This window comes from Methylobacterium sp. Leaf88, assembly GCF_001422795.1.
GTDB lineage: Bacteria > Pseudomonadota > Alphaproteobacteria > Rhizobiales > Beijerinckiaceae > Methylobacterium.
Map to the genome: position 1 here is coordinate 117,480 of NZ_LMMK01000021.1, position 23,617 is coordinate 141,096.

Genomic DNA, 23,617 nt, shown 5'->3' on the forward strand with positions numbered 1-23,617 from the left:
CCGCGCGGCGCTTTTCCGCCCGGCCAGCAATTCAGCTCGTCTCCCCCAGCACCGCCCGGCGCTGCCGGTCCAGTTCCTCGCTGTAGCGCTTGAGGGTGTGGCTCTCGGTGAGGAGGCCGATCACCTTGCGGCTCTTCAGGTCCTCCACCACCGCCAGGGCCTCGCTCTCCGTCCGGTCGAAGATTGCCGTGGCGATCTTGGCGTTCATGTCGGCGGTGAGGACGTCGTGGGTGTGGCGCAGGAGCGCGGAGAGACCCGGCGCCTCGGCCTCCGCCTCCAGCAGGGCCGCGTGGGCTTCCGGCACGAGGATGATGCCGGCATAGCGCCCCTGCCCGTCCACCATCACCACCCGGGAGGGCGAGCCCAGGGGGTGCTTGCGCAGGAAATTGGCGAGACTCTGGTCGAGGGCGGCCGTCGGCACCTCGCGGCGCATCAGCTTGCCGACCGTGAGGGTCCGGATCCAACCGACATCGTGCGCGCTGCGGATGCTCTCGCCGCGCAGGTGGAAGCGCCAGGTCGCGAAGGAATAGCCGAAGGTCTTCCGCACGGTCAGCGACGAGGCGATCACCGCCACGAGCACCAGGCCGGCGATCGGAAAGCTGCCCGTGAGTTCGAGGGCGAGGAACGTCATGGTCAGCGGTCCGCCGATCACCGCCACGGCGAGCGCACTCATGCCGATCACCGCGTAGGCGAGCGGGGTCAGCCCGAACGCGGCGAAGCCGGGCAGGATCATCGGCATGCCGGCGGCGAAGATCTCGCCCACGATCGCGCCGAGGAAGAGCGAGGCGAAGAAGAGGCCGCCGCGGAATCCCGACCCGATGGAGACCGCCGAGGCCGTCGCCTTGGCGACGAACAGCACGATCAGGGCCGAGAGGCCGAGGGTGGTGCCATGGGCGTCGAGGTGCAGGTGCAGCGCCCCGTGTCCGCCGGAGAGGACCTGCGGCGAGGCGATGAGCGCCAGCCCGCCGACGCACAGGCCGCCGAGGATCGGGACGCAGAGGGTCGGCAGGCGGGTGGCGCGAAAGCCGGCTTCCACCAGGGTCACGCCGCGCATGATGAGGATGCCGAGGCCGGCGCAGATCAGTCCGAGGGCGAGGCTCGGAACCGTGTCGAGGGTGGTCAGGACCGTCGTGGTCACGGCATCGGCCCGCTCCACCGTGACGAGGGAGGTCTGGGCCACCAGGGCGCGGGCGACGACGCTGCCGCAGAGGGCGGCGACCACGACCGGGGTCAGCGTGGCGATGGAATAGGTGCCGATGATGAGCTCGAAGGCGTAGAACGCCCCCGTCAGCGGCGCCCCGAAGGCCGCCGCGATGGCCGCCGCCGCGCCGCAGCCGACGAGGGTCCGCTGATCGGCCCGGCGCAGCTCGAAGGCGAGGCCGAGGCGCGAGGCCAGTCCGGCGCAGAACTGCGTGTAGGCCGCCTCCATTCCCACCGAGATGCCGCTGCCGTTGGAGATGGTGTTCTGGATCACCACGATGGTGGAATCGCGGATCGACATCCGTCCGCCATGCAGCGCGTTCGCCTCGATCGGGTCGACCACCGGGCGCCGGGGCCGTCGCTGCCAGCGCAGGGCCAGGGTGAAGAGCGCGAGCAGGACGCCGCCGAAGGCCGGCGCCAGGAGAACCACGAGGGGCGGGAGATCGGTGGCCGCGCTCAGGCGCAAGCCCGGCGGCAGACCGTAGAGCAGCTCCCGCAGGGCCTGCGTCGCGCGGTTCATTCCGGCCACCGCGACGCCGCCGCAGCAGCCGATCAGGGCGGCCAGGACGATCAGGCCGATCTCGCTGCCGCGCACGAGGGCGCGCAGCTGGCCGGGCGCTTGCACGAGCACCCGCTGGGCGAGCGGCGGTCGGGAGGGGATGGCGTGCGGTGGCATCGACCGGTGAACGGGAGCGTGCGCCGGGAGGAACGCGCGCAGGGAGATGGACCCGCGCCCTGCTTAGCCCGTCGGCGGCCCCGGCGTCGACCGCTCGGCGCCGTCGCCCGCACGGCGCCTCGGGCTCGACGGGAGAATGGTCCACACTTTTGCCGACGATCGGCCGAAGGCGGCTTGAAATGCGGCGCGGGTCGGGATAGATCGCCCGCAGTGCCGCTGTAGCTCAGTTGGTTAGAGCGCTTGATTGTGGATCAAGAGGTCCCCCGTTCGAGCCGGGGCAGTGGTACCATTCCTTCTCGATGAGATTTGTTTGGCGGTCGTGCTCCGGCATGGCCGCGTTCGGCGTTTCGCGTCCCGCCCCGTCCGGCTGCGATGTGCGAAAACGCTCTGGACACCGTGCCAATCTTGCCACGGGATTGCCCCAAACTGGGCCGTGTTGTCGCCACATCTGTCAAGCTAATCTCAATCCGTCGCTTGGGAACGGGGTTGGGTCGCGCAGATGCAGGGTCGAAACGTCGGATCGTCACGGACCGTCTTCGCCAAGGGCCCCATCGCCAAGGGGGCGCCCGTCAAGGGCTCGCTCGCACCGCGCTCCGGCCTCGGCGCCGCTCCGTCGTCATCGGATGCCCTCACCCTCGGCGGCCGCATCGGCCGCGATCACGGCAGCCGCCCTGCCCTGACCCGCTCCGTGCTCTCCATGGTGCTGCTGGCGGGTGGCCTCGGCGGAGTCCTGGTCTACGGCGTCGGGCCGGACACCGGCGTGGTGCAGTCGGCCCAGGCGATGACCGAGATCACCATGCCGCGTCCGCGCATCCAGCCGGTCCCGGTCATCCTGCAGACCTCCGCCCAGGCGAGCGCGCCCCGCGCGGTGATCACCGCCGCTTCCGCCTTCGCCCCGGTCCATGACCTCGACACCGAGCTCGGCTCCAATGCGGTGGACCGCGTCTCCTACGACTACCTCCTGACGGAGAGCTCGGTCGGCGACCCGAACGAAGTCCTCGAATTCGGGCCGATGAAGATCCGGCGCCACCTCGTGCAGAAGATCGTCCGCGCCGCGCAGGCGGTGGAAACCGACCCCGTCCTGCTGATGGCGGTGGCCGACAAGGAATCGAGCTTCAAGACCGAGGTCCAGGCCCAGACGTCCTCCGCGACCGGCCTGTTCCAGTTCATCGAGCGGACCTGGCTCGGCGTGGTGCGCGACTTCGGGCCGAAATACGGCCTCGCCACGGATGCCGCCCTCGTGGTCGCGGGCGACAACGGACGCCCCACCGTCCTCGATCCGGCCGACCGGACCCGCATTCTCGAGATGCGCCGCGACCCCTACCTGTCCGCGCTGATGGCCGGCGAGATGCTGAAGCGCGACGCCGCCCGCATCGCGCTCCGCATCGGCCGCGAACTCACCCTGGGCGAGGTCTACCTCGCCCACTTCCTCGGCCCGGACGACGCCGAGGACTTCCTCGCCACCGTGGTCGACACGCCGAAGGCCGCTGCCGCGCAGATGCTGCCCGGCCCGGCCCGGGCCAACAAGACGATCTTCTTCGCCGCCCAGCGCGGGCGCCGGAAGGCCGTCAGCCTGTCGGTGGCGCAGGTGCACGAGAAGTTCGAGGCGATGATGAGCACCCGCGGCGAACGCTACCGCGACGTGCGCTCCATGGCCGGCATCCTGGCCTATGCCGACGCGACGGCGGACTGACGAAACGCACAAGGCGGACAGCGTCCGGGATGATTTCCCGCAACTGACCGTGATCTCCCGGCTTTAATGTCGGCGAGCCCTTCCGGCTCGCCTCGAGACACACACCGCGGAGGCCCTGCTTGCCGGACCCGAAAGGTACGAACGCGGACGACCCGTCCGCCGTCAGCCGGACATCGCTCGCGGACACGCTGAGCCCCGGGATGTCGCTCGACCGGATCGGCCAGGCCCTCGCCGCCTTCTACGACGACCTGATCGCCGAGGGCGTGCCGGAACACCTCGCGATCCTCGTGCGCAAGGTCGAACCGGAACCGGTGGCCAAGCCCAATCCGGCCAAGCCCCGCCCATCCAAGCTCGCCCTCGTGGTCGAGGACGACGCCGCCACGCGGGCGCTGGCCGAAGCGCTCCTGAGCGACACCGACCTGACCGCCATCGGCTGCGACAGCGCGGAGGCCGCGCTCACCATCATGCGCGAGCGCGGCGGCGACGTCGCCCTGGTCTTCGCCGATGTCAGCCTGGCCGGCGCGATGGACGGGGTCCAGCTCGCCTCCGCGGTCGCCCTGCTGTGGCCGGCGGCCCGCATGGTGGTCACCTCGGGCCGGCGGGCCGAACGACCCGGAACCCTGCCGGAGCAGGCAGTGTTCATTCCGAAGCCGTGGCGCCCGTTCGATCTCCTGAGCGAGGCGGAGATCGCCACCACCGTGCCCCAGCCCATCGTGCCCTGACCCGGTCGGATCGCCCCGCCGAGAGGCGTTTCCGCCGCTACCGCGACGGGTCGCTCCGGCGCACGACTTGCATCGCCGAACCCAGCGTCCGCGCCGACCAGACCACGCCGATCCGGCGCGGTGGAGCCCCTCGCCTTGCCCATCCTGTCCGTCCGCCACCGCACCACCTACCGTTACCGGCAGCCGGTGGCCTTCGGTGAACACCGCATCCTGTTCCGGCCTCGCGACAGCTACGACCAGCGCCTGATCTCGGCGACCCTGAAGATCACGCCGGAGCCGAGCGGCCTGCGCTGGCTTCACGACGTCTTCGGCAACTGCGTGGCCGTGGCCACCTTCACGGGGCGGGCCGCGCAGCTCACCTTCGAATGCGCGATCACCCTCGACCACACGCCGGAATCGGCGCCGGTCTTCCCCATCGCCGCCCATGCGGCGTTCTACCCGTTCGGCTACGGAGCCGACGACATCCCGGATCTCAGCCGCTCGATGGAGCGGCAATACGCCGATCCGCGCAACGAGGTCGACGCCTGGGCCCGCAGCTTCGTGCCCCCCGCCGGACGGATCGGGACCCAGGACCTTCTGGCCGAGATGACCCGCAGCGTCCGGCGCAACTTCGCGTATCTGGCCCGCTCCGAGAAGGGCGTGCAGGATCCGGTGACGACGCTGCGCCTGAAGCGCGGAAGCTGCCGCGATTTCGCGGTGTTGATGATCGAGGCCGTGCGGGCCCTCGGCATGGCGGCCCGCTTCGTCTCGGGCTACCTCTACAACCCACGCGGGGATCGCGACCGCCACGTGGGCGGTGGCTCGACTCATGCTTGGGTGCAGGTCTACCTGCCCGGCGCGGGCTGGATCGAGTTCGATCCGACGAACGGCATCGTCGGAAACCGGGATCTGATCCGGGTCGCGGTGGCGCGAGACCCGCGCCAGGCAGTCCCGCTGCACGGGTCGTTCTTCGGGTTTCCGGCGGACGATCTGGGCATGACGGTGAGCGTCGATGTCCAGGAAGTCGAGCCGGGGGCCGGGGGGCCTCGGGCGACGGATCCGGATCTGGCGCGTTGACGCACCGGCGCGGTAACCGCCGCCCGGTCGCAAGTGAAAAGCGTGTGTTTCTCGACAGGATCAGGTGGTGGATATGAAGATCAGGACTGGGTTCGACATCGCCTTCGAATCGGTTCAGCCAACGCCGATGATCCTCGCGTTGAGCGTGCACCCCTCACGGATGCCGGACGTCCTGACCCCCCACGTCATCCAGTTCGATCCGCCGATCCCGTCGCAGGACTATCGCGACGTCTTCGACAACATCTGCACCCGCATCGTCACGCCCCCCGGCCGCCTGACAATCTCGGCCGATTTCGTGGTCCAGGATTCCGGCCTGCCCGACGCCTATGCGCCCAACGCCCAGCAGATCGAGGTGCAGAACCTGCCCAACGACGTGCTCGTCTATCTCCTGGGCAGCCGCTACTGCGACACCGACAAGCTGTCCGAGACGGCCTGGTCGCTGTTCGGCGGCACGCCCCTCGGCTGGGGCCGGGTACAGGCGATCTGCGACTACGTGCACGATCGCATCCGCTTCGACTACATGTGCGCCGATGCCACCCGGACGGCCTGGGACGGCTTCATGCAGCGCCAGGGCGTCTGCCGCGATTTCGCGCATCTCGCCGTCGCGTTCTGCCGCTGCATGAACATTCCGGCGCGCTACTGCACCGGCTACCTCGGCGACATCGGCATCCCGCCGGTGCCCGACCCGATGGATTTCTCGGCCTGGTTCGAAGTCTATCTCGACGGGACCTGGTACACCTTCGACGCGCGCCACAACACGCCGCGCATCGGCCGGATCGTCATGGCCCGCGGGCGCGACGCGACCGACGTGGCGATCACCACGAACTTCGGTTACGCGCACCTCGCCCGCTTCGACGTCCACACGGACGAGGTCTTCTGATCCGGCGGCGGGTCGGGACGGGTCTCCGCCGTACCGCTCGCCGGGGGGACGGGACTTACCTATCGAGATCCTGCGCCATCTTGAGGTGATGCGCGAGGGCCGGCTCGGTCTTGGCCGCCCAGGCCTTCAGGTCCGGGTTGTCGCCGCCCTTCGCGTAGCGCTGGAATAGGTCGACGGCATCCTTTTCGCCTTCATCTGATCGCTGTGATACTGCTTCGTGAAGGCCTCACCCTGCAGGCCCTTCAGGGTGTCGAGCTTGCCCTGATGCGTGCTGTCGAGGGCCGTCGGGAGGGTGGCCTGGACTTTCCCACCCTGGACCATGGCCTTCAGCTCTCCCGTGGTCTTCTCGTGATCGGCGATCATCTTCTGAGCGTAGGCCTTGGTCGGCGCGTCGCTGCGCTCGGCCGCGAGCCGGCTGGTCTGGATCTCGAAGAGGTCGCTGACCCCGGCCTGGGTCACGAAATCGGCGGTGGAGGGGCTCACCCCGATCAGCGCATTCACCCCCGTCTTCTCGCTCACCGATTGCGCCGCGGCCGGTCCCGCGAGCAGCACCGCGACGGCGATCATGGCCCTGCGTGTCATCACACCCTCCTCCAGCGATCTCATGCCCGTGAACCTCGGCATCGGCCCCGTGTTCCGGTTGAGCGGGAGATCAGCCGTCCCCTCTCGGGCGCCCGAACACGCTCCGCTTCACCACGAAGTCAGGTCGCAGGGACGAAAAAGGCCCCGTCGCGCGTTGCCCTTCTGCAAGCAGGAGAGACCGAGATGGATGCACGCCTCATCGCGATGAACAACGAGGCCAACCGAATCGCCTCCGAGCGCCTGCTGGAGCAGCTCCGGGACGAAGGCCTGCGCTACCGCCTGTGGGTCACCGGGACGCCGCAGGGCGACACCCTGCACCTGCGCGTGGACCACCTCTGCCCCGAAATGCGCCAGCGCCTCGACAAGGTGCTGCGCGGACGCGGCCTGACCCTGGAGATCGCCGAGGCCTGAGCCGGCGGCTCACGCCGGGACGGTGCTGGTCCCGGCCGCCCAGGGCGCGGCCGAGAGGGCGTGGGCCAGATAGGCGATCAGGGCGCTGACCCGGGCCGGGCGCGGATCGCCCGGCGGGGTGACGAGGTGGAGGTCGATCCGCGGCGGCGTCCAGCCCGGCAGGGCCCGGACCAGGCGCCCGTCGCGCAGGTCCTCCCACACCGTGAAGTCCGGCTGGACTGCGAGGCCCAGGCCGGCACGCAGGGCGGGCGCGAGGGCATCGGCATTGTTCGCCCGCAGGGGGCCATCCGGCACCACCGTGGCCTCCGCGCCGCCGGTCCCCAGGAAGCGCCAGCGATCCGGGCTCGGCAGGTAGGCGTAGCCGAGGCAGGCATGGCCCGCGAGATCGTGCGGATGGGCCGGCCATCCGTGCCGGGCGAGGTAAGCCGGCGTGGCGACGAGCGAGCGGTGAATCGCGCAGAGCCGCCGGGCCCGGAGCGAGGAATCCGTCAGCGCGGCGATGCGCAGGCCGCAGTCGAAGCCGCCGCCGACGAGGTCGATCAGATCGTCGCCCAGATGCAGATCGATGCTCAGGCCCGGATGTGCCGCGAGGAAATCCGGCAGGAGCGGCGCCACGTGCAGCACCCCGAACGACATCGGCGCGGCGAGCCGGACCTTCCCGCGCGGCTGCGCCGCCGCGTCCTGCGCCCGGGCCTCGGCCGCCTCGCCCTCGGCGAGGATGCGCGCGGCGGCCTCCCGGGCCGAGGCGCCGGCCTCCGTGAGAGCGAGCTTGCGCGAGGTGCGGTGGAACAGGCGCGCCCCGATCCGCACTTCCAGGCGGGTCACCGCCTTGGAAACCGTACCCGTGGTGATGCCCAGCTCAGCGGCCGTACGGCCGAAGGATCCGGTCTCGACCACCTTGGCGAAGATGGCCCAGGCTTCGAAATCGGGAAGCTTCATCGATGGTCTTTCAGAAAGGATGCGTTTCCATCGTTTCCATTTTCGAACGTGGTGGCAAGGCGCATCTTCCGGTCATCGCAGCACGGCCGGTCCCGGTGCGGTGCGGCCCCCAGGAGATCGTCCCATGTCGCAGAATGGCATCCACCACGTCACCGCGTTTTCCGGCGACGCGACCCGCAACGTCGACTTCTACACCCAGGTGCTCGGCCTGCGGCTGGTGAAGAAGACCGTCAACTTCGACGATCCGGGCACCTACCACCTCTATTACGGCGATGAGACCGGCCGCCCCGGCACGATCCTGACCTTCTTCCCGATCGCGCATGCGGCCCCCGGCCGGGTCGGGATCGGCGAGACCCAGGAGACCGCCTTCCGGGTCCCGCGGGCCGCGATCGGCTGGTGGACCCACCGCTTCATCGAGAAGGGCGTCGCCCACGAGACCCTGGCCCCGGTGCTGGGCGAGCCGACCCTGCGCTTCCGCGACCCCGACGGCCTGATGCTGGCCCTGGTTGGCACCGAGGCGGCGGAGACTGATGCGCCCTGGACGGGCGCCGAGGTTCCAGCGGAGCACGCCATCCGCGGGTTCCACGGCGTCACCCTGCTTCTCAAGGAGGCGGAGGGCACGGCGGCGATCCTGACCGAGGTGTTCGGCTTCCACGAAGCCGGACGCGAGGGGGCGGCGACCCGCTACGCCAGCGGCGCCCCGGAGGGCGGCTTCGTCACCCTGCGGGCGGTGGGCGAGTTCCTCCGCGGCCGCCAGGGCGCGGGCTCCGTGCACCACATCGCCTTCCGGGCGGGGGACGACGCGGAGCAGGCGCGGATGGTGGAGACGCTGACCCGCACCTACGGGCTCGGGATCACCGAGCAGCGCGACCGGCAGTACTTCCGCTCGGTCTACTTCCGCGAGCCGGGCGGGGTGCTGTTCGAGATCGCCACCGACGTCCCGGGCTTCGCCGTCGACGAGCCGGTGGAGACCCTGGGCCGCGACCTCAAGCTGCCGGCCTTCCTCGAACCCCACCGGGCCCAGATCGAGGGGCACCTGCCCGAAGTGGCCTGAACGAAACCGGCCGAAGACAAGCGCTCGCTCCGTCCGGAGCGGGCGCGCTCCAACCGATCGTCGCGAGGTTGCCATGACCGAACCATCCTGGGGCGGAGCCCAGCGCTTCACCCATCGCTTCGTGCCCGCCACCGAGGCCGGGCTGCCGCCGCTCCTCCTCCTGCACGGGACGGGCGGCGACGAGACCGACCTCCTGCCCCTCGGGCGGACCCTGCTGCCCGGTACCGCCCTGCTCTCCCCCCGCGGCGCGGTGCTGGAGAACGGCATGCCGCGCTTCTTCCGCCGACTCGCGGAGGGCGTGTTCGACGAGGCCGATCTCCGCCGGCGCGCCGCCGACCTCGCCGGCTTCGTCGCCGCGGCGCGGACGGCCTACGGCCTCGCCGCGCCGGTGGCGGTCGGGTTCTCAAATGGGGCGAACATCGCCGCGGCCCTGCTGCTCCTGCACCCAGAGGTGCTCGCCGGCGCGGTGCTCCTGCGCCCGATGGTACCCCTGCGGGAGACGCCGCCGGCCGATCTCGCCGGCCGGCCGGTGCTGATGCTCTCGGGCGCCGCCGACCCGATCGTGCCTGCGGCCAATGTGGGGTCGCTCGCCGAACGCCTGCGGGCTGCCGGCGCCACCGTCACGCACGAGACCCTGCCCGTCGGGCACGGCCTTTCGCAGGCCGACGTCGTGCGAGCGGGCGCCTGGCTGCAGCGCCTCGCCGCGGCCTGACCTCAGGCCGATGCCCGCCCCGCGCCGCGGCGGGCATCGAGGAGGGTGTAGCCGACCGCGCCCAGGACCATCAGGGCGAGGACGTACCAGGTGATCGCGTAGACGAGGTGGTTGTCCGGAAACCGCACGATCGTCAGCCCGCCCACCGGCCAGCCGCCGGGATTCGGGGTGGCGTCGGCATCGATGAAGTACGGGGCGGCGTCGGCGAGCCCCCGCGCCGCCGCGATGGCGGCGACGTCGCGCGAGTACCAGCGCCCGGCCTCGGGAGCATTGCTGCGGAGGAAGGCCCCGCCCGGTTCACTCAGGCGCAGGAGCCCGGTGACGGTGGTCTCGCCGGCGATCTGTCCGGCCGCCCGCGCGGCCGGGTCTCGGCGGTCCGCGGGGACGAAGCCGCGATTGACCAGGATCGCGGTACCGTCGCTGCGCTCCAAGGGCGTCAGCACCCAGAAACCGGCGCCGAGATCGGTGACGGCCTGAACGAGAGTCTCGCGGTCGTTGCGAAAGTGCCCGCTCGTCCGCACCCGGCGATAGGCGTCGGCATCCGCCGTCAGCCCGTCCCAGGTTCCGGGGCCCGGCGCCGCGATAGGATCGGCATGGACCCGGGCCTCGACCCGGGCGATCAGATCGTGCTTCCAGGTCCGGCGCTGGACCTGCCAGGTCCCCAGAGCCGCGAGGGCCGCCACGAGGATCAGCCCCGTGACGGCGAGGGCCGCGAGCGCGAAGGTGGAGCGCCGCGCCCCCGGTCGTGGGCTGGCCATCAGCCCATGTGCATGTGCTGCGGCATCATGTTCGTGTTGAGATGGTACATCACCCACAGGGAGCCCGCGAGCGTGATGATCACCAGCGTCAGGGTGAAGATCAGAGCCAGGATGGTCCAGCCGCCCTCGGACTTCGTGTTCATGTGGAGGAAGTAGATCATGTGCACCACGATCTGCGCCACCGCGAAGCCCATGATGACGATGCCGGTGATGCGGTCGTTGCCGAGTACGTTGCCCATCACCAGGATGAACGGGATCGCCGTCAGGATGACCGACAGCACGAAGCCGATCATGTAGTCCTTGAAGGTCCCGTGGCTGCCGCCGTCGGCATGCCCGTGTCCGTGCCCGTGATCGTCGTGTCCTGCCTTCGACGCGGCGCTCATTGCAGGACTCCCATCAGGTACACGAAGGTGAAGACGCCGATCCAGATCACGTCGAGGAAGTGCCAGAACATGCTGAGGCAGAGCAGCCGACGCTTGTTCTCGGGCACCAGCCCGCGCTTGTGCACCTGCGCCATCAGCGTCACCAGCCAGACGATGCCGAGGCTAACGTGCAGGCCGTGGGTGCCGACCAGGGTGAAGAAGGCCGACAGGAAGGCGCTGCGCTGGGGCGTCGCGCCCTCGTGGATCAGGTGGTGGAACTCGTAGAGCTCCAGCCCCACGAAGGCGAGGCCGAACAGGCCGGTGATCGCCAGCCAGATCTGCACGCGGCTGAGGTCGCCCTTCTCCATCTCCAGCATGGCGAAGCCGTAGGTGATGGAGGAGAACAGCAGCATCGAGGTGTTCAACGCCACCAGCGGCAGGTCGAACAGATCCTTCGGCGAGGGCCCCGCGGCGTAGTTCCGGCCCACCACCGCATAGGTGGCGAACAGCGCCGCGAAGATGAGGCAGTCGCTCATCAGGTAGAGCCAGAAGCCGAGCATCGTGCTCCCTTCCGGGTGATGCTCGCCCTTGGCGTCGTAGAAGGCCGTCGGATCGACCTGGGGAATCGTCACCGACGGGCTTCGGCCGGGCTCGAAGTTCATGGCAGCGGAAGACTGGGTTGCCATGATCTCAGACACGCTCCGCCAGCAGGGACGTCCGCTGGCCTTCCGTCCGGACGACCTCGTCGGCCGGGATGTAGAAGTCGCGGTTGTAGTTGAAGGTGTGGCCGATCGCGACGACCGCGATCGCAGCGAAGCTGAAGGCCGCAAGCCACCAGATGTACCAGATCATCGCGAAGGAGAAGACGATGCTCAGCACGCCGAGGATGATGCCAGCCGCGGTGTTCTTCGGCATGTGGATGGCCTTGAACCCCTGGAGCGGCCGGGCGTAACCGCGCTTCTTCATGTCCCACCACGCGTCGTGATCGTGGATCACGGGCGTGAAGGCGAAGTTGTAGTCCGGCGGCGGCGAGGAGGTCGCCCATTCCAGGGTCCGGCCGCCCCACGGGTCGCCGGTCGTGTCGCGCAGCTGCTCGCGGCGCAGGACGCTGACGACCAGGGTGATCGCGAAGGAGGCGATGCCGCAGAGGATCAGCACGGCGCCGAACGCCGCAATGATGAACCAGATCTGCAGGGACGGGTCGTCGAAGTGCTGGACGCGGCGGGTGACGCCCATCAGGCCGAGGACATAGAGCGGCATGAAGGCGACCCAGAACCCGGTCAGCCAGAACCAGAACGACACCTTGCCCCAGAAGTCGTCGAGCTTGAAGCCGAAGGCCTTAGGGAACCAGTAGGTGATGCCGGCCAGCATGCCGAACAGCACGCCGCCGATGATGACGTTGTGGAAGTGGGCGATCAGGAACAGCGAGTTGTGCAGCACGAAGTCGGCCGGGGGCACCGCGAGCAGGACGCCGGTCATGCCGCCGATGACGAAGGTCACCATGAAGCCGACGGTCCAGAGCATCGGGACCTCGAACCGGATGCGGCCCTTGTACATGGTGAAGAGCCAGTTGAAGATCTTCGCACCCGTCGGGATCGAGATGATCATCGTCGTGATGCCGAAGAACGAGTTCACGCTGGCGCCCGAGCCCATCGTGAAGAAGTGGTGCAGCCACACGAGGTAGGACAGGATCGTGATGACGACGGTGGCGTAGACCATCGAGGCGTAGCCGAAGAGGCGCTTGCTCGAGAAGGTCGAGACGATCTCCGAGAACACGCCGAAGGCCGGCAGGATGAGGATGTACACCTCCGGGTGACCCCAGATCCAAACCAGGTTCACGTACATCATCGGGTTGCCGCCGAGGTCGTTCGAGAAGAAGTGCGTGCCGACGTAGCGGTCGAGCGACAGCAGCGCGAGAACGGCCGTGAGGATGGGGAAGGCGGCGACGATGAGGATGTTGGTGCAGAGCGCGGTCCAGGTGAAGACCGGCATCTTCATCATGGTCATGCCGGGGGCCCGCATCTTCACGATGGTGGCGATGAGGTTGATGCCCGACAGCAGGGTCCCGATGCCGGCGATCTGGAGCGCCCAGATGTAGTAGTCGACGCCGACCCCCGGGCTCATGGCGGGCCCTGAGAGTGGCGGATAGGCCAGCCAGCCGGTGCGGGCGAACTCGCCGACGAACAGCGAGGCCATCACGGTCACGGCGCCGCTCACCGTCATCCAGAAGCTGAAGTTGTTGAGGAACGGGAAGGCCACGTCGCGGGCGCCGATCTGCAGCGGCACGACGAAGTTCATCAGGCCCGTGACCAGCGGCATCGCCACGAAGAAGATCATGATCACGCCATGGGCGGTGAAGATCTGGTCGTAGTGGTGCGGCGGCAGGTAGCCCTCGTTCGGCCCGAAGGCCATCGCCTGCTGGGCGCGCATCATCAGCGCGTCGGCGAAGCCGCGCAGGAGCATGACCAGCGCGAGCACGATGTACATGATGCCGATCTTCTTGTGATCGACGGAGGTGAACCAGTCGCGCCAGAGGGGTCCCCAGAGGCGGAAATAGGTAAGCGCACCGAGCACCGCGACGCCGCCGAGGCCGACCATCGCGAAGGTGATGAGGAGGATCGGCTCATGAAGCGGCACGGCGTCGAGCGTCAACCGCCCGAACAGGAGCTTCTGGAGATCCGGATTGGAGAACATGGGACCTACTCGTGAGAGGAGTGTGCCGAATGGGGGTGCGGGCGACCGAAGCGTCCGCGATTATCGATTCAGTTGACCGGGCGCGACGGAGTCCGATCCCTTGGAATCCTTGCCGTCACCGGCCGGGCCGCCATGGTGACCACCGTGGTCGTGCCCGGAATGCTCCGGTGCCGAGTCCGGCTTCACCTCCGGTGCGATGCTCTTGGGCTTCATGCCCTCGGGCTGCTCCCGGCTGTGGGATTCGCGGCCGGAGCCGCCGACCGTGGCGCCCGGCGCCTCGATGCCCTGCTCGGCGTAGCGGTTGTCGTATTCCAGCCGCTCGCGGTTGGCGTGGCTCTCCTTGCCGGCCCCGCCCATGGCGTCGATGTGCATCATCTCGTTCATGCACATCTTGCCCGGCACGGCGCACATGTTGAGCACTGCGCCGTAGAGGCCGTTCTCCACGGTGGAGAAGTAGCGCACCGGCTCGCGCTCGCTCGGCTTCTCCAGGGCGAGGTAGCCCTGGCGGTCGAGGGGCTTGCCCTCGGCCTTCACCTTGGCGACCCACTGGTCGAACCCGGCCTGGTCGAGGCCGTGGAACTTGAAGTTCATCCGCGAGAAGCCGGAGCCGCTGTAATTGGCCGAGAGGCCCTCGTAGGTGCCGGCCTTGTTGATCACCGCGTGGAGCTTCGTCTCCATGCCGGCCATGGCGTAGATCTGCCCGGCGAGCGCGGGGATGAAGAACGAGTTCATGACGGTGGCGGAGGTGATCTTGAAGGAGATCGGCACATCGACCGGAGCCGCCAGTTCATTGACGGTGGCGATGCCCTGATCTGGGTAGAAGAACAACCATTTCCAGTCGAGTGCGACGACCTCGACCGTCAGCGGCTTGACCCCCGCCGGCAGCGGCCGGTCTGCGTCGAGGCGGCTCAGGGGACGGTAGGGATCGAGGGTGTGGGTGCTGATCCAGGTCAGGGCCCCGAGGGCGATGACGATGACCAGCGGCGCCGACCAGATCAGCACTTCGAGCTGCGTCGAGTGGTGCCAGTCGGGATCGTACTCGGCCTTGGTGTTCGAGACCCGGTAGCGCCACGCAAACAGCAGCGTGAAGGCGATGACCGGGATGATGATGAGCAGCATCAGGCCGGTGGAGGCCAGGATCAGGTCGCGCTGGCGCGTTGCGATGTCGCCGGAGGGCTGCATCAGGACCATGTTGCAGCCGGACAGGAGTCCGAACAGCGGGAGGAGCGCGAGCGTACGAAGGGTTTTGACCGGCATGGACTCGTCTGGCACCATCTCGGATGAGCGACGTCCAACGGCCCCGATTGGCCGAAGGCGTTATCGTCGGGTCTCAATTCGCTGCATTGCATCAATCTGACAAGTCGCATGCGGCGCGTCTGATCAGCGCTGCGGGCATAGCCGATGCAGGACAAAGCACGCTATGGACCCTGCCACGATTTCACGGATCGCGCCAAAACACCGCGCTCTTTGTCCCGGGGCGCGTCACGCCGCGCTTTGACGCAGACAAATGGCAGGGCGTACACGTGTCCCATATCCCAGGGCCTCACGCGCCGCCCCGCGCCTGATTCGGCCTCGAACGCATGAAGCGAGCACGGTTTCCTTGATGAGCGCAGACTCCGCATTGCCCTCCTCCTCATCGCTGGAGCGCGACGCGCACGAGGCGTCGAGCGATCACAAAGTGGCGCCGGGCGAGATCGCCATCGGCGTCGTAATCGGGCGCGCCGCGGAGTATTTCGACTTCTTCGTCTACGGCATCGCCTCGGTTCTGATCTTCCCCGGCGTGTTCTTTCCCTTCGCCGATCCGCTGACCGGCACGCTCTATGCCTTCGCGCTGTTCGCCCTGGCCTTCATCGCCCGCCCGATCGGCTCGGTGATCTTCATGGAGATCGACCGGCGTCACGGGCGCGCGGCGAAGCTGACGATCGCGCTGTTCCTGCTCGGCGGTTCGACGATGGCGATCGGCTTCCTGCCGAACTACCACCAGCTCGGCGCCCTCTCGATCTGGATCCTGGCCGCCCTGCGCTTCGGCCAGGGCCTCGCCCTGGGCGGCGCCTGGGACGGACTTGCCTCCCTGCTGGCACTGAACGCCCCTGAGAAGCAGCGCGGCTGGTACGCGATGATCCCGCAGCTCGGTGCGCCGGTCGGCTTCATGCTGGCGAGCGCCCTGTTCGCGTTCTTCCTCGGCAACGTCTCCAACGCCGACTTCCTCGACTGGGGCTGGCGCTACCCGTTCTTCGTGGCCTTCGCGATCAACGTCGTGGCGCTCTTCGCCCGCCTGCGGCTCGTGGCCACCGAGGAATTCTCGCGGATGCTGCAGATGCAGGAGCTGGAGCCGACCCCGGTGCTGGAGCTCCTGCGCACGCACGGCCGGTTCGTGCTCATCGGCGCCGTGGTGCCGCTGGCGAGCTTCGCCCTGTTCCATCTCGTGACGGTGTTCCCGATCAGCTGGATCCACCTCTTCACCGGCCGCTCGGCGGGCGAGTTCCTGCTGGTGCAGTGCTCGGGCGCCTTCCTGGCCGCCGGCACCATCGTGCTCTCCGGCGTCCTGGCCGACCGCATCGGCCGGCGGACCCTGGTGGGGGTGGCGGCCGGCCTGATCGGTCTGTTCGCCCTGGCCAGCATCGCCGCGCCCATCATCTTCGGTGACAGCGAGCTCGGCCAGACCATCTATGTGCTGATCGGATTCGGCCTGCTCGGGCTCTCCTACGGCCAGACCTCGGGCTCGGTGACCGCCAATCTCGGCACCCGCTTCCGCTACACCGGCGCCGCCCTCACCTCGGACCTCGCCTGGCTGATCGGCGCGGGCTTCGCGCCTCTGGTGGCGCTCAGCGTCTCCAGCCGCTTCGGCCTGTCCTGGGTCGGCGTCTACCTGCTCTCCGGCGCGGTCGCGACGCTCTGCGCCCTCGCCTTCAACCGCCGCGAGACCGCCCGCCTCTGAAGGCCGCGCCGCCCGCCGAGGATCGAGCCCCGGACGGCCGCTGCGCCGCCGGGGCTTTTTTCGTGTCCGCGCGACCGACCCGCCCCCGCAGGGCCGTTTCGGATGGAAAACCGGCCGCTTCGCGCGCGCGGTCTCTGCGGTAGGATGCCGGGGCGAGGCCGTCGGCGGCACGACGCCCGAGGGGGACGGAGGCACACCGCATCGTGGCGCAGCTCATCTACACCCGCCTCGAGGACCACCCGCGCGAGACCTACGTCATCACGAGTGGGGCGCTGATCGTCGGGCGGGTGGATTGCATCCGCGACGATCCCCCGCCCGCCGCGCAATGGACCTGGGGCCTGCACCTCGACATCGGGGCGTCTCCGTTCCGGCGAGGCGCGACCGTGTCCTCGCGGGACGCGGCCGTGGCGGCCCTGGAGCAGGCCTGGACCGAGTGGAAGCTCTGGGCCGGCCTGTGCGATGCGGATGGGCCCGACCCATCGGCCGGAACGCCGGCACCCCGCATCCTGCGCTGAGGCGGCGGCGTCGCGGCCGTCCTTCGTGGACGGCCGGGGAGGTCCTGTCGCGTCGGCCCGCCCTGGGCGGACGCCCGCCACGTCTTCGCCTCAGTGCCGCGGCCCGTCGCGTCGCCGCGACCGGAAGCGGAGGGTCCGGAGTCCCCGTGGCGTCACATTGATCCACCGCAAGGTGTGCGCCGGCCCCGCGGTCATCATCGCGACCGTAAACGGGAACAGGAGGCTCCGGTGACGATCGTCTTGCGATCCGCTTCCGTCCGGTCGGTCCAAGCGACGGGCGTGCCGCACATCCTCGGAGCGCGACCGTCGGCGGATCCGATCGTCGCGGACCTCTTTCGCCACCGGAGCATCGGCCGCCACCGGAGCATCGGCAGCCTCCAGGCGCTCGGTCTCGCGCTCCTTTCCGTGGTCGTGACCCCCACGCCGCTCCGGCTCGTGCTGGCCCGTCCGACGTGAAGGCGAAGGGGGCCGCGGCCCCGATGCGGACGGCGCGGGGCGGCACCGACGATCGAGAGGATACGGGAGACGCCGCATGGCTGTCGACGACGAGCGAGTCTGGGGATCGCGGGGCCGGTCCGGACGCCCCCTGCCGCGCTGGTTGCGGGCGCGGCTGTCCCGGCGGCGGCGGACGACCGTCGACGGCCAAGGGCACGCCGGGCCGCGGGGCCAGGGGCCGGCCGAGCCGGCAGCGCCGCAGCCGGACGCAGGGACGGACCGTCCGATGGACGTCGCAGCCCTGCTCCGGGTCGTTCGGTCGGTGGCCGCCGACGGGTTCGGTCCCGGTCCAATCCCCTTGGCGAGACGCCTGCGCGATTAGGGGTCGCGAACAGGCCGGCACCACCACGCCACACCCCACCCCTTGCGATGGATCAAGGACCGGGCGGAGGGCGCGCTCCACGATGTCCCGTCCGGTCCGGACGGCCGGACCATGGGAGGCAGAGATGAAGATTTCGAACGTCATGGTGTCGCTGGACCTCGGCGCGGCCGCCGCGGATCGGGTCCAGCTCTCCGCGAGCCTGGCCGAGCGCTTCGACGCGACCCTGACCGGCGTCGCCGCGCGGCAGGTGCCCGCCCTCATCGCCGTCAGCGACGTCCGCGAATCCGAACGCATCTACGAGATCGAGGACCGGCGTGCGCGGGAGCAGCTCGCGGAAGCCCGGGCGGTGTTCCTGCGCGAGGCTAGCCGCGGAATCCGCACGGCCTGGCGGGCGGCGCTCGCCGAACCCACGGCCTATCTCACGACCCAGGCGCGCGCCGCCGACATGGTCGTGGTGGGTCGTCACGGGCCCGTCGACGGCGATCCCGGTCTCATGGGCATCGCCGCGGGCGCCCTCCTGATGGCGGTCGGCCGCCCGGTGCTCGTGGCGCCGCCGGGCGTCGAGCGCCTGACGGCGAAACGGATCGTGGTGGCCTGGAAGGACACGCGGGAATCCCGCCGGGCGGTGCAGGACGCCCTGCCGTTCCTCAGCCGGGCCGAGGCCGTCCACCTCGTGGTGGCGGGGCCCGGTGCCCACGAGGAGGGTGCGGAGGACGTGGCCGCCTACCTGTCCGGGCATGGAGCCACCGTCACCACCCATCTCCTCCCGAGCCCCGGCGCCGAGGCCGCGGAGGCGGTCCTGCAGTTCGCGCGGCGCGCCGACGCCGACCTCATCGTGATGGGCGCCTACGGGCATACGCGGTTGCGCGAGTGGATCTTCGGCGGGGCCACCCGCGACGTCCTGCAGGCGACCACCCTCTGCTGCCTGATGAGCCACTGATGCGCCGGACAGCCCCCTCCGCCGCCGGGCACCTCCTGCTGGCCTCCCTCGCCCTCGGCGGCCCCGCGCTGGCCTGGGACCGGGCGGTACAGCGGGGCGCCGCGATCGCACGCACCGACTGCGCCCGCTGCCATGCGGTCGAGCGAACCGGAGCGAGCCCGCTGCGCATCGCACCGCCCTTCCGCGAGCTCCACACCCGCTACCCCGTCGAGAATCTCGGCGAGGCCCTGGCCGAGGGAATCCGCACGGGTCACCCGAGCATGCCGGAATTCCGCTTCGATCCGGACGAGGCCGCGGCCCTGATCGCCTACCTGAAGTCCCTGGAGCGCTGACGCCGAGAAGGTCTCGCGTGCGAGCGATCGGTCCCGTCCGTGGCTCGTCCGGCGACAGCCCGGGCCGGGACCGGCATGCGGTTGAGACAGATCAAGGCCGGGCCTCGCCGCGGGCCGCACCCTGACGGCCTCTCGCGGTCGAACCCAGGAGCGGATCCCATGTCCTATGCAAGCCTCATGGTCGCGGTGGATGACGGGCGTCACGCCGCGGCGCGGGTCCGCCTGGCGGCGGAACTCGCCCACCGCTTCGGCGCCCGCCTGATCGGCGCGGCCGGCTGCCTGCCGGAATATCCGCAGGGGTTCGGGGAGAGCATCGTGCCGGCGGGCATGGCCATCGAGGAGATCCGCCAAGCCGCCCTCGATCGGCTCGCGGGCGCAGAGCGGGTCTTCCGGCAGGCATCCTGCCTGAACGACCGGGTCGCCTGGCGCTCCGACCTCGCCGCCCCGGTGCCCTTCCTGGAGCAGCAATCCCGCGCCGCCGACCTCGTCGTGGTCGGGCGCGACGGGGAGGAGGCGGGCGTGTCGCCCGGCATGGCGGTCCCGGTCGGCGACGTGCTCATGGGCCTCGGTCGCCCGGTCCTCGCCGTCCCGCCGGGTCTCGAGCACCTCGCCGCGCGCCGGATCGTGGTCGGCTGGAAGAACACGCTCCAGACCCGCCGGGCCCTGTCGGACGCCCTGCCTCTCCTGCGTCGTGCGGACGCCGTCCAGGTGGTGCGGGTGGCCGAGACCCGCGACCGTTCCGAGATCGAGGACGTTGCCGCCTACCTTGCCCTGCACGACGTGCCGGCGACCGCGGAGGCGATGGCGCCCGCGGGTTGGTCCGTGGCCGAAACCCTCGAGGGCGCCGCCGGCGCCTTCGGGGCGGATCTCATCGTGACCGGAGCCTACGGCTACAGCCGCCTGCGCGAGTGGTTCTTCGGCGGGGTCACCCGCGATCTGCTGGCGCGGGCCACCGTCTGCTGCCTGCTCTCCCACTGACCCCGGGACGGGCCGCCACCCGCCCCGACCGAGCCCGGGCGGGACCCGTCTCGCCCTCCGTGGGGATGACGGACGCGGAACCGACCCGCCGGCCTCAGGTCCCGAGGTGGAGCGCGCCCCCGGTGCGGGCGACCGGCCCGTTCAGGCCGAGATAGCCGCCATCGAAGGTGGCAAACGCGCGCAGTTGCGCGAGATCGGGGATTTCCACCCGGCCGCGCGACAGGCACGCGAGTCCCGCCTCGCGCAGGATCCGCAAGGTGCGGTTCAGGTGGACGGTGGACAGCCCGACCGCATCCGCGAGGGCGGCCTGTCCGATCTCCAGGCGGAACGCGCCGCCCTCCGCCAGCCCCGCGGCCTGAAGGCAGGCGTGGAGTTCGCAGAACAGGTGGGCGGTTCGCTGCGGCGCCGGCATGGTGCCCGTGACGAGCCATTCCCGGGCCCGCGCGAGCTCATTCAGCGTCATCCACCAGAGGGCGCGGTTGATGTTCGGCCGTTCCCGGGCCAGGGCCGTCAGGGCTTCGATCGGGATTTCCCCGACCGCGCATCGGCTCAAGGCCCCGATGTTCCAATCCGAGGTGTTCGGCGGCGCCTCGGGGAGCCGGCACAGATCCCCCGGCAGGACGAACGATGCGATCCGCCGCGAGCGGCCGTCCATGACCCGATACCGGCACATCACGCCCTGGAGCAGGACGAGCACCGTGCTGCGCCCCGGCTCGGCCGAGAGGTCCTGGCGGGCGGCCACGACGCGATGATGCGCGACGATCGACGCGATGGCCGCGCGATCCGCCGCATCGGTGTGACCGCTGTGCTCGAGCTTCGTCAGAAAGGGACCGTTCACGCCGCAGCCTTCGAGGGTTCAGGGTTTCGGGGCGATCGGTCGCCCCGGTCTCATGCATCCCCGGCGCCGGGGGAAAAGCGGCCGACGATGGTCACGCCGATCACGCCGCATCGGAGCGCCGGACCGGCACGGGATGCCCCGGACCCGATGCCGTCGCCAGGGCCCCGAAGGCTCTGACGAGGTCCCTGTCGACTTTACCGACCATGCCGGCGAGGATGCCGTAGGCCTCGCCGGGGTCGAGGGGCGCCTTGTAGGGGCGTCGTTCGATCAGAGCGCCGTAGATGTCGCAGATGGTCACCAGCCGGACGAGATCCGGGATGTCCGGCCCTTCGAGCCCGTCGGGATAGCCCGATCCGTCGAGGGCCTCGTGGTGCGAGCGGACCACGGCGAGCATGGTCTCGGGGAAACCGGCCTGCTCCAGCAGCATCGCGTGTCCCAGGGCGGGGTGGGTCCGCATCACGGCCTGCTCGGCAGGATCCAGGCGCCCCGGCTTGTTCAGGATCGCGTGCGGGATCTGCGCCTTGCCGAGGTCGTGCAGGAGGGCGGCTTCCGTCAGCGCCCGGCAATCGGCCATCTTCAGGCCGAGATGGCGCCCGAACCCAGCTGCCAGACCGGCCACGAGCAGGCAGTGCTGGTGGGTGGCGTCGTCGAAGCGCCAGACGACGTCGAGCCAGCCCCGGATGTCGGCCTGGTCGAGGGCGCCGAGGACGAGAGTAGCGCCCTCCGTGAGAAGCGCCGGGTTCGGCGCCTGGCCCGCCCGGCCGAGATCGAACAGGCGCGTCAGGGATTTCGCGGCCCCCGCCGCGGCCGTCACGACCGCCGGCGCGGGGGCAGGCTCGGCGACCGACTTGGGGGACGGGACGATCTCCGCCAGGAGCGCGGCGATCCGTTCGAAGGGATCGCGGGCCGAGATGACCCGGCTCGCGCCGAGGGCGTGGGCCTGGGCATGGGCGCGCGGCGACTCCTCGTGCAGGATGCAGAGGTAGGGGCGATCGCCGGCGCCGAACCGTGTCAGGTACCGGCGGACCGAGCCCACCTCGACGGAATTCGCGAGGGGCACGTCGCTGATCACGGCCGCCACGGACGCGGGATCGATCGCCGTCGGTGCCAAGTCCGGGTCGAGTACATCGACGACGATGATCTGCCAACGACCGAAGCTGAGGTCGTTCAGTCTCTGACTTCGCGTCGGCGAGTTGGTGAGCAGGACAACGGATCTCACGAATTCCTCGTCGTTCCCGAATTCGATCTGGTCGAACCTTAGACGGCTGCTCTCAAAGAGTCGTGAAAGGCAGTCCGGAATCGCCGGGGTATCGACGGGATGCGGTCGCGGTCGCGTGACCGATATTGGACTTCTGGCGAATGGTTTCCCGGCACCATGCTCGATATCCTCGCATTTGAGAGCTCGTTCGGAGCCGCGTGGAAAGACCGATGCCGACCCGATCCCTGATGCGCAGCAACGCTGCCGCCGGACACGGCGGCTTTCGGGGCATGTCTTCGCGCCACTTCCTGAAGATGATCGAGGATGCGGGCGAGGTCGGCTTCTGGTCGGCGGACCTGCGCAGGGACAGGCTCGACGCCTCGATCGGCCTCTATCGCATTCTCGGACTCGATCCCTCCACCGAGTTCACCTTCGGCTTCGCCCTCGACATGATCCACCCGGAGGACCGGGCGGTGCACGGCGACCAGATCGCGGTCCTGCGCAGCGGGCAGCCGATCAGCCGCGAATTCCGCATCATCCGGCCGGACCGGACGCAGCGCTGGATCCACCACCGCGCCGAGGTGCTCCTCGGGCCGCAGGGCGAGCCCCATCAGGGACTGGGCGTGGTCTTCGACGTCACGGCGCGCCACGACACCCGTAAGGCGGTCGAGCAGCGCTTCGACCGCTACAACGCCCTCATCACCGCGACGGCGGCGGTGGTGTGGATCGTCAGCCCCGACGGGGAAGCGCTGGAAATGCCCCTCTGGCAGACCCTGACCGGCCAGAGCCACGGGGCCATGCAGGGTCAGGGCTGGCTCGACGCCATTCACCCGGAGGACCGCGAGCGCACGGCCGCCGCGTGGCGCACCGCCGTCTCGCACGTGGCGCCCTACAACACCGACTTCCGCGTGCTCTGCGCGGACGGCGTCTTCCGCTGGTTCAACTCGCGGGGCGTTCCCGTCCTGAACCGGGACGGCTCGATCCGCGAATGGGTCGGCGTCTGCCTCACGGTGCCGGGGCAGAACCGCTTCGGCGCCCCGCGGATGCCGGACAAGCCGGCCGAGACCGGCCCGGGCGCGGGTCCTATGATCACCCCGGCCCAGATCCGCGGGGCAAGGGGCATGGTCGGCCTGTCGAAGGACGAATTGGCCCGCCGCTCGGAGGTCTCCGTCTCGACGATCATGCGGCTGGAGGATGCGGCCTCCGGCGTCCGGCCGCGATCGGAGACGCTTCAGGCCGTCCGGCGCGTCCTGGAGCAGGCCGGGGTCGCGTTCACCTTCGAGCCGGGCGCGAAGCCCGGTCTCCGGGAGGCCTGAGGCCGG

Annotated in this window: 22 protein-coding genes, 1 tRNA gene and 1 pseudogene; 14 read left to right on the forward strand and 10 right to left on the reverse strand. The window is 69.9% G+C overall.

Annotated elements, in window-relative coordinates; genetic code table 11:
- Positions 1 to 31: 31 nt before the first annotated feature.
- Positions 32 to 1,876: a chloride channel protein gene (locus tag ASF20_RS13245; protein ID WP_056274804.1), complete on the reverse strand. Its 1,845-nt coding sequence runs from the start codon at positions 1,874 to 1,876 to the stop codon at positions 32 to 34.
- A gap of 212 nt (positions 1,877 to 2,088) precedes the next feature.
- Here ASF20_RS13245 and ASF20_RS13250 point away from each other — a divergent pair.
- The 5 genes from ASF20_RS13250 (at position 2,089) to ASF20_RS13270 (ending at position 6,227) form a co-directional block, all read left to right on the forward strand.
- Positions 2,089 to 2,165 (forward strand) — tRNA-His (locus ASF20_RS13250).
- 210 nt (positions 2,166 to 2,375) lie between these two features.
- On the forward strand, positions 2,376 to 3,569 hold the full coding sequence (locus tag ASF20_RS13255; RefSeq protein WP_056274806.1) for a transglycosylase SLT domain-containing protein: 1,194 nt from the start codon (positions 2,376 to 2,378) through the stop codon (positions 3,567 to 3,569).
- Between the two features lie 200 nt (positions 3,570 to 3,769).
- Positions 3,770 to 4,291, forward strand: a complete 522-nt coding sequence (locus ASF20_RS13260; protein ID WP_056274808.1) for a response regulator — start codon at positions 3,770 to 3,772, stop codon at positions 4,289 to 4,291.
- 135 nt (positions 4,292 to 4,426) lie between these two features.
- Entirely contained in the window at positions 4,427 to 5,347 is a 921-nt protein-coding gene (locus tag ASF20_RS13265) for a transglutaminase family protein (RefSeq protein ID WP_056223026.1), read from the forward strand.
- A 73-nt stretch (positions 5,348 to 5,420) separates the two neighbouring features.
- Positions 5,421 to 6,227, forward strand: coding sequence for a transglutaminase family protein (locus ASF20_RS13270; RefSeq protein WP_056222782.1), 807 nt, complete (start codon positions 5,421 to 5,423; stop codon positions 6,225 to 6,227).
- A gap of 55 nt (positions 6,228 to 6,282) precedes the next feature.
- On the opposite strand, the pseudogene ASF20_RS13275 reads toward ASF20_RS13270, so the two are convergent.
- Positions 6,283 to 6,809: pseudogene (locus tag ASF20_RS13275) on the reverse strand (DUF4142 domain-containing protein).
- A 183-nt stretch (positions 6,810 to 6,992) separates the two neighbouring features.
- On the opposite strand from ASF20_RS13275, the gene ASF20_RS13280 reads away from it, so the two are divergent.
- Entirely contained in the window at positions 6,993 to 7,220 is a 228-nt protein-coding gene (locus ASF20_RS13280; protein ID WP_056274809.1) for a hypothetical protein, read from the forward strand.
- Between the two features lie 9 nt (positions 7,221 to 7,229).
- Here the strand turns inward: ASF20_RS13280 and ASF20_RS13285 are convergent, their stop codons facing one another.
- Entirely contained in the window at positions 7,230 to 8,159 is a 930-nt protein-coding gene (locus tag ASF20_RS13285) for a LysR family transcriptional regulator (protein ID WP_056274811.1), read from the reverse strand.
- Positions 8,160 to 8,283: 124 nt separating this feature from the next.
- On the opposite strand from ASF20_RS13285, the gene ASF20_RS13290 reads away from it, so the two are divergent.
- Both ASF20_RS13290 and ASF20_RS13295 read left to right on the forward strand, forming a co-directional pair.
- Positions 8,284 to 9,213: a ring-cleaving dioxygenase gene (locus ASF20_RS13290; protein ID WP_056274813.1), complete on the forward strand. Its 930-nt coding sequence runs from the start codon at positions 8,284 to 8,286 to the stop codon at positions 9,211 to 9,213.
- Between the two features lie 73 nt (positions 9,214 to 9,286).
- Complete coding sequence (locus ASF20_RS13295) at positions 9,287 to 9,925, forward strand: alpha/beta hydrolase (RefSeq protein WP_056274815.1); 639 nt, start codon at positions 9,287 to 9,289, stop codon at positions 9,923 to 9,925.
- Between the two features lie 2 nt (positions 9,926 to 9,927).
- Here ASF20_RS13295 and ASF20_RS13300 read toward each other — a convergent pair whose 3' ends face one another.
- The 5 genes from ASF20_RS13300 to cyoA are packed head-to-tail and all read right to left on the reverse strand — an operon-like array spanning position 9,928 to position 14,996.
- On the reverse strand, positions 9,928 to 10,683 hold the full coding sequence (locus ASF20_RS13300) for an SURF1 family protein (protein WP_056274816.1): 756 nt from the start codon (positions 10,681 to 10,683) through the stop codon (positions 9,928 to 9,930).
- Complete coding sequence (gene cyoD / locus ASF20_RS13305) at positions 10,683 to 11,066, reverse strand: cytochrome o ubiquinol oxidase subunit IV (protein WP_056274817.1); 384 nt, start codon at positions 11,064 to 11,066, stop codon at positions 10,683 to 10,685. The genes ASF20_RS13300 and cyoD overlap by 1 nt, the downstream gene beginning before the upstream one ends.
- Positions 11,063 to 11,707: a cytochrome o ubiquinol oxidase subunit III gene (gene cyoC, locus ASF20_RS13310; protein WP_156389669.1), complete on the reverse strand. Its 645-nt coding sequence runs from the start codon at positions 11,705 to 11,707 to the stop codon at positions 11,063 to 11,065. Before cyoC ends, cyoD begins: the two co-directional genes overlap by 4 nt.
- 28 nt (positions 11,708 to 11,735) lie before the next feature.
- Complete coding sequence (gene cyoB / locus ASF20_RS13315; protein ID WP_056222817.1) at positions 11,736 to 13,739, reverse strand: cytochrome o ubiquinol oxidase subunit I; 2,004 nt, start codon at positions 13,737 to 13,739, stop codon at positions 11,736 to 11,738.
- A gap of 60 nt (positions 13,740 to 13,799) precedes the next feature.
- Positions 13,800 to 14,996: a ubiquinol oxidase subunit II gene (cyoA, locus tag ASF20_RS13320; RefSeq protein ID WP_056274819.1), complete on the reverse strand. Its 1,197-nt coding sequence runs from the start codon at positions 14,994 to 14,996 to the stop codon at positions 13,800 to 13,802.
- 346 nt (positions 14,997 to 15,342) lie between these two features.
- Here cyoA and ASF20_RS13325 point away from each other — a divergent pair, with 346 nt between their 5' ends.
- From ASF20_RS13325 to ASF20_RS13350, 5 genes are all read left to right on the forward strand, one after another.
- Complete coding sequence (locus ASF20_RS13325) at positions 15,343 to 16,677, forward strand: MFS transporter (protein ID WP_056274821.1); 1,335 nt, start codon at positions 15,343 to 15,345, stop codon at positions 16,675 to 16,677.
- 203 nt (positions 16,678 to 16,880) lie between these two features.
- Positions 16,881 to 17,192: a hypothetical protein gene (locus tag ASF20_RS13330; protein ID WP_056222827.1), complete on the forward strand. Its 312-nt coding sequence runs from the start codon at positions 16,881 to 16,883 to the stop codon at positions 17,190 to 17,192.
- A gap of 941 nt (positions 17,193 to 18,133) precedes the next feature.
- Positions 18,134 to 18,949 carry a universal stress protein gene (locus tag ASF20_RS13340; protein WP_056274824.1) on the forward strand — a complete coding sequence of 272 codons (816 nt, stop codon included), beginning with the start codon at positions 18,134 to 18,136 and terminating at the stop codon, positions 18,947 to 18,949.
- On the forward strand, positions 18,949 to 19,281 hold the full coding sequence (locus ASF20_RS13345) for a cytochrome c (protein ID WP_056274827.1): 333 nt from the start codon (positions 18,949 to 18,951) through the stop codon (positions 19,279 to 19,281). The genes ASF20_RS13340 and ASF20_RS13345 overlap by 1 nt, the downstream gene beginning before the upstream one ends.
- Positions 19,282 to 19,440: 159 nt before the next feature.
- Positions 19,441 to 20,259: a universal stress protein gene (locus ASF20_RS13350; RefSeq protein ID WP_056274828.1), complete on the forward strand. Its 819-nt coding sequence runs from the start codon at positions 19,441 to 19,443 to the stop codon at positions 20,257 to 20,259.
- 94 nt (positions 20,260 to 20,353) lie between these two features.
- Here ASF20_RS13350 and ASF20_RS13355 read toward each other — a convergent pair whose 3' ends face one another.
- Positions 20,354 to 21,097, reverse strand: a complete 744-nt coding sequence (locus tag ASF20_RS13355) for a Crp/Fnr family transcriptional regulator (RefSeq protein ID WP_056274830.1) — start codon at positions 21,095 to 21,097, stop codon at positions 20,354 to 20,356.
- 100 nt (positions 21,098 to 21,197) lie between these two features.
- The gene (locus tag ASF20_RS13360) at positions 21,198 to 22,316 is read right to left on the reverse strand and encodes an HD domain-containing phosphohydrolase (protein ID WP_056274832.1); all 1,119 of its coding nucleotides are present in this window, start codon (positions 22,314 to 22,316) and stop codon (positions 21,198 to 21,200) included.
- Positions 22,317 to 22,525: 209 nt separating this feature from the next.
- On the opposite strand from ASF20_RS13360, the gene ASF20_RS13365 reads away from it, so the two are divergent.
- The gene (locus ASF20_RS13365; RefSeq protein WP_156648062.1) at positions 22,526 to 23,611 is read left to right on the forward strand and encodes a PAS domain-containing protein; all 1,086 of its coding nucleotides are present in this window, start codon (positions 22,526 to 22,528) and stop codon (positions 23,609 to 23,611) included.
- The last annotated feature ends 6 nt before the right edge of the window (positions 23,612 to 23,617 follow it).

What these genes read in the sequence shown, in the direction of transcription:
- ASF20_RS13245 (WP_056274804.1), bottom strand. Translation starts at nt 1,876, where the DNA reads ATGCCACCGCACGCCATCCCCTCCCGACCGCCGCTCGCCCAGCGGGTG.
- ASF20_RS13255 (WP_056274806.1), top strand. Translation starts at nt 2,376, where the DNA reads ATGCAGGGTCGAAACGTCGGATCGTCACGGACCGTCTTCGCCAAGGGC.
- ASF20_RS13260 (WP_056274808.1), top strand. Translation starts at nt 3,770, where the DNA reads ATGTCGCTCGACCGGATCGGCCAGGCCCTCGCCGCCTTCTACGACGAC.
- ASF20_RS13270 (WP_056222782.1), top strand. Translation starts at nt 5,421, where the DNA reads ATGAAGATCAGGACTGGGTTCGACATCGCCTTCGAATCGGTTCAGCCA.
- ASF20_RS13280 (WP_056274809.1), top strand. Translation starts at nt 6,993, where the DNA reads ATGGATGCACGCCTCATCGCGATGAACAACGAGGCCAACCGAATCGCC.
- ASF20_RS13285 (WP_056274811.1), bottom strand. Translation starts at nt 8,159, where the DNA reads ATGAAGCTTCCCGATTTCGAAGCCTGGGCCATCTTCGCCAAGGTGGTC.
- ASF20_RS13290 (WP_056274813.1), top strand. Translation starts at nt 8,284, where the DNA reads ATGTCGCAGAATGGCATCCACCACGTCACCGCGTTTTCCGGCGACGCG.
- ASF20_RS13295 (WP_056274815.1), top strand. Translation starts at nt 9,287, where the DNA reads ATGACCGAACCATCCTGGGGCGGAGCCCAGCGCTTCACCCATCGCTTC.
- ASF20_RS13300 (WP_056274816.1), bottom strand. Translation starts at nt 10,683, where the DNA reads ATGGCCAGCCCACGACCGGGGGCGCGGCGCTCCACCTTCGCGCTCGCG.
- cyoD (WP_056274817.1), bottom strand. Translation starts at nt 11,066, where the DNA reads ATGAGCGCCGCGTCGAAGGCAGGACACGACGATCACGGGCACGGACAC.
- cyoC (WP_156389669.1), bottom strand. Translation starts at nt 11,707, where the DNA reads ATGAACTTCGAGCCCGGCCGAAGCCCGTCGGTGACGATTCCCCAGGTC.
- cyoB (WP_056222817.1), bottom strand. Translation starts at nt 13,739, where the DNA reads ATGTTCTCCAATCCGGATCTCCAGAAGCTCCTGTTCGGGCGGTTGACG.
- cyoA (WP_056274819.1), bottom strand. Translation starts at nt 14,996, where the DNA reads ATGCCGGTCAAAACCCTTCGTACGCTCGCGCTCCTCCCGCTGTTCGGA.
- ASF20_RS13325 (WP_056274821.1), top strand. Translation starts at nt 15,343, where the DNA reads ATGAGCGCAGACTCCGCATTGCCCTCCTCCTCATCGCTGGAGCGCGAC.
- ASF20_RS13340 (WP_056274824.1), top strand. Translation starts at nt 18,134, where the DNA reads ATGAAGATTTCGAACGTCATGGTGTCGCTGGACCTCGGCGCGGCCGCC.
- ASF20_RS13345 (WP_056274827.1), top strand. Translation starts at nt 18,949, where the DNA reads ATGCGCCGGACAGCCCCCTCCGCCGCCGGGCACCTCCTGCTGGCCTCC.
- ASF20_RS13350 (WP_056274828.1), top strand. Translation starts at nt 19,441, where the DNA reads ATGTCCTATGCAAGCCTCATGGTCGCGGTGGATGACGGGCGTCACGCC.
- ASF20_RS13365 (WP_156648062.1), top strand. Translation starts at nt 22,526, where the DNA reads ATGCCGACCCGATCCCTGATGCGCAGCAACGCTGCCGCCGGACACGGC.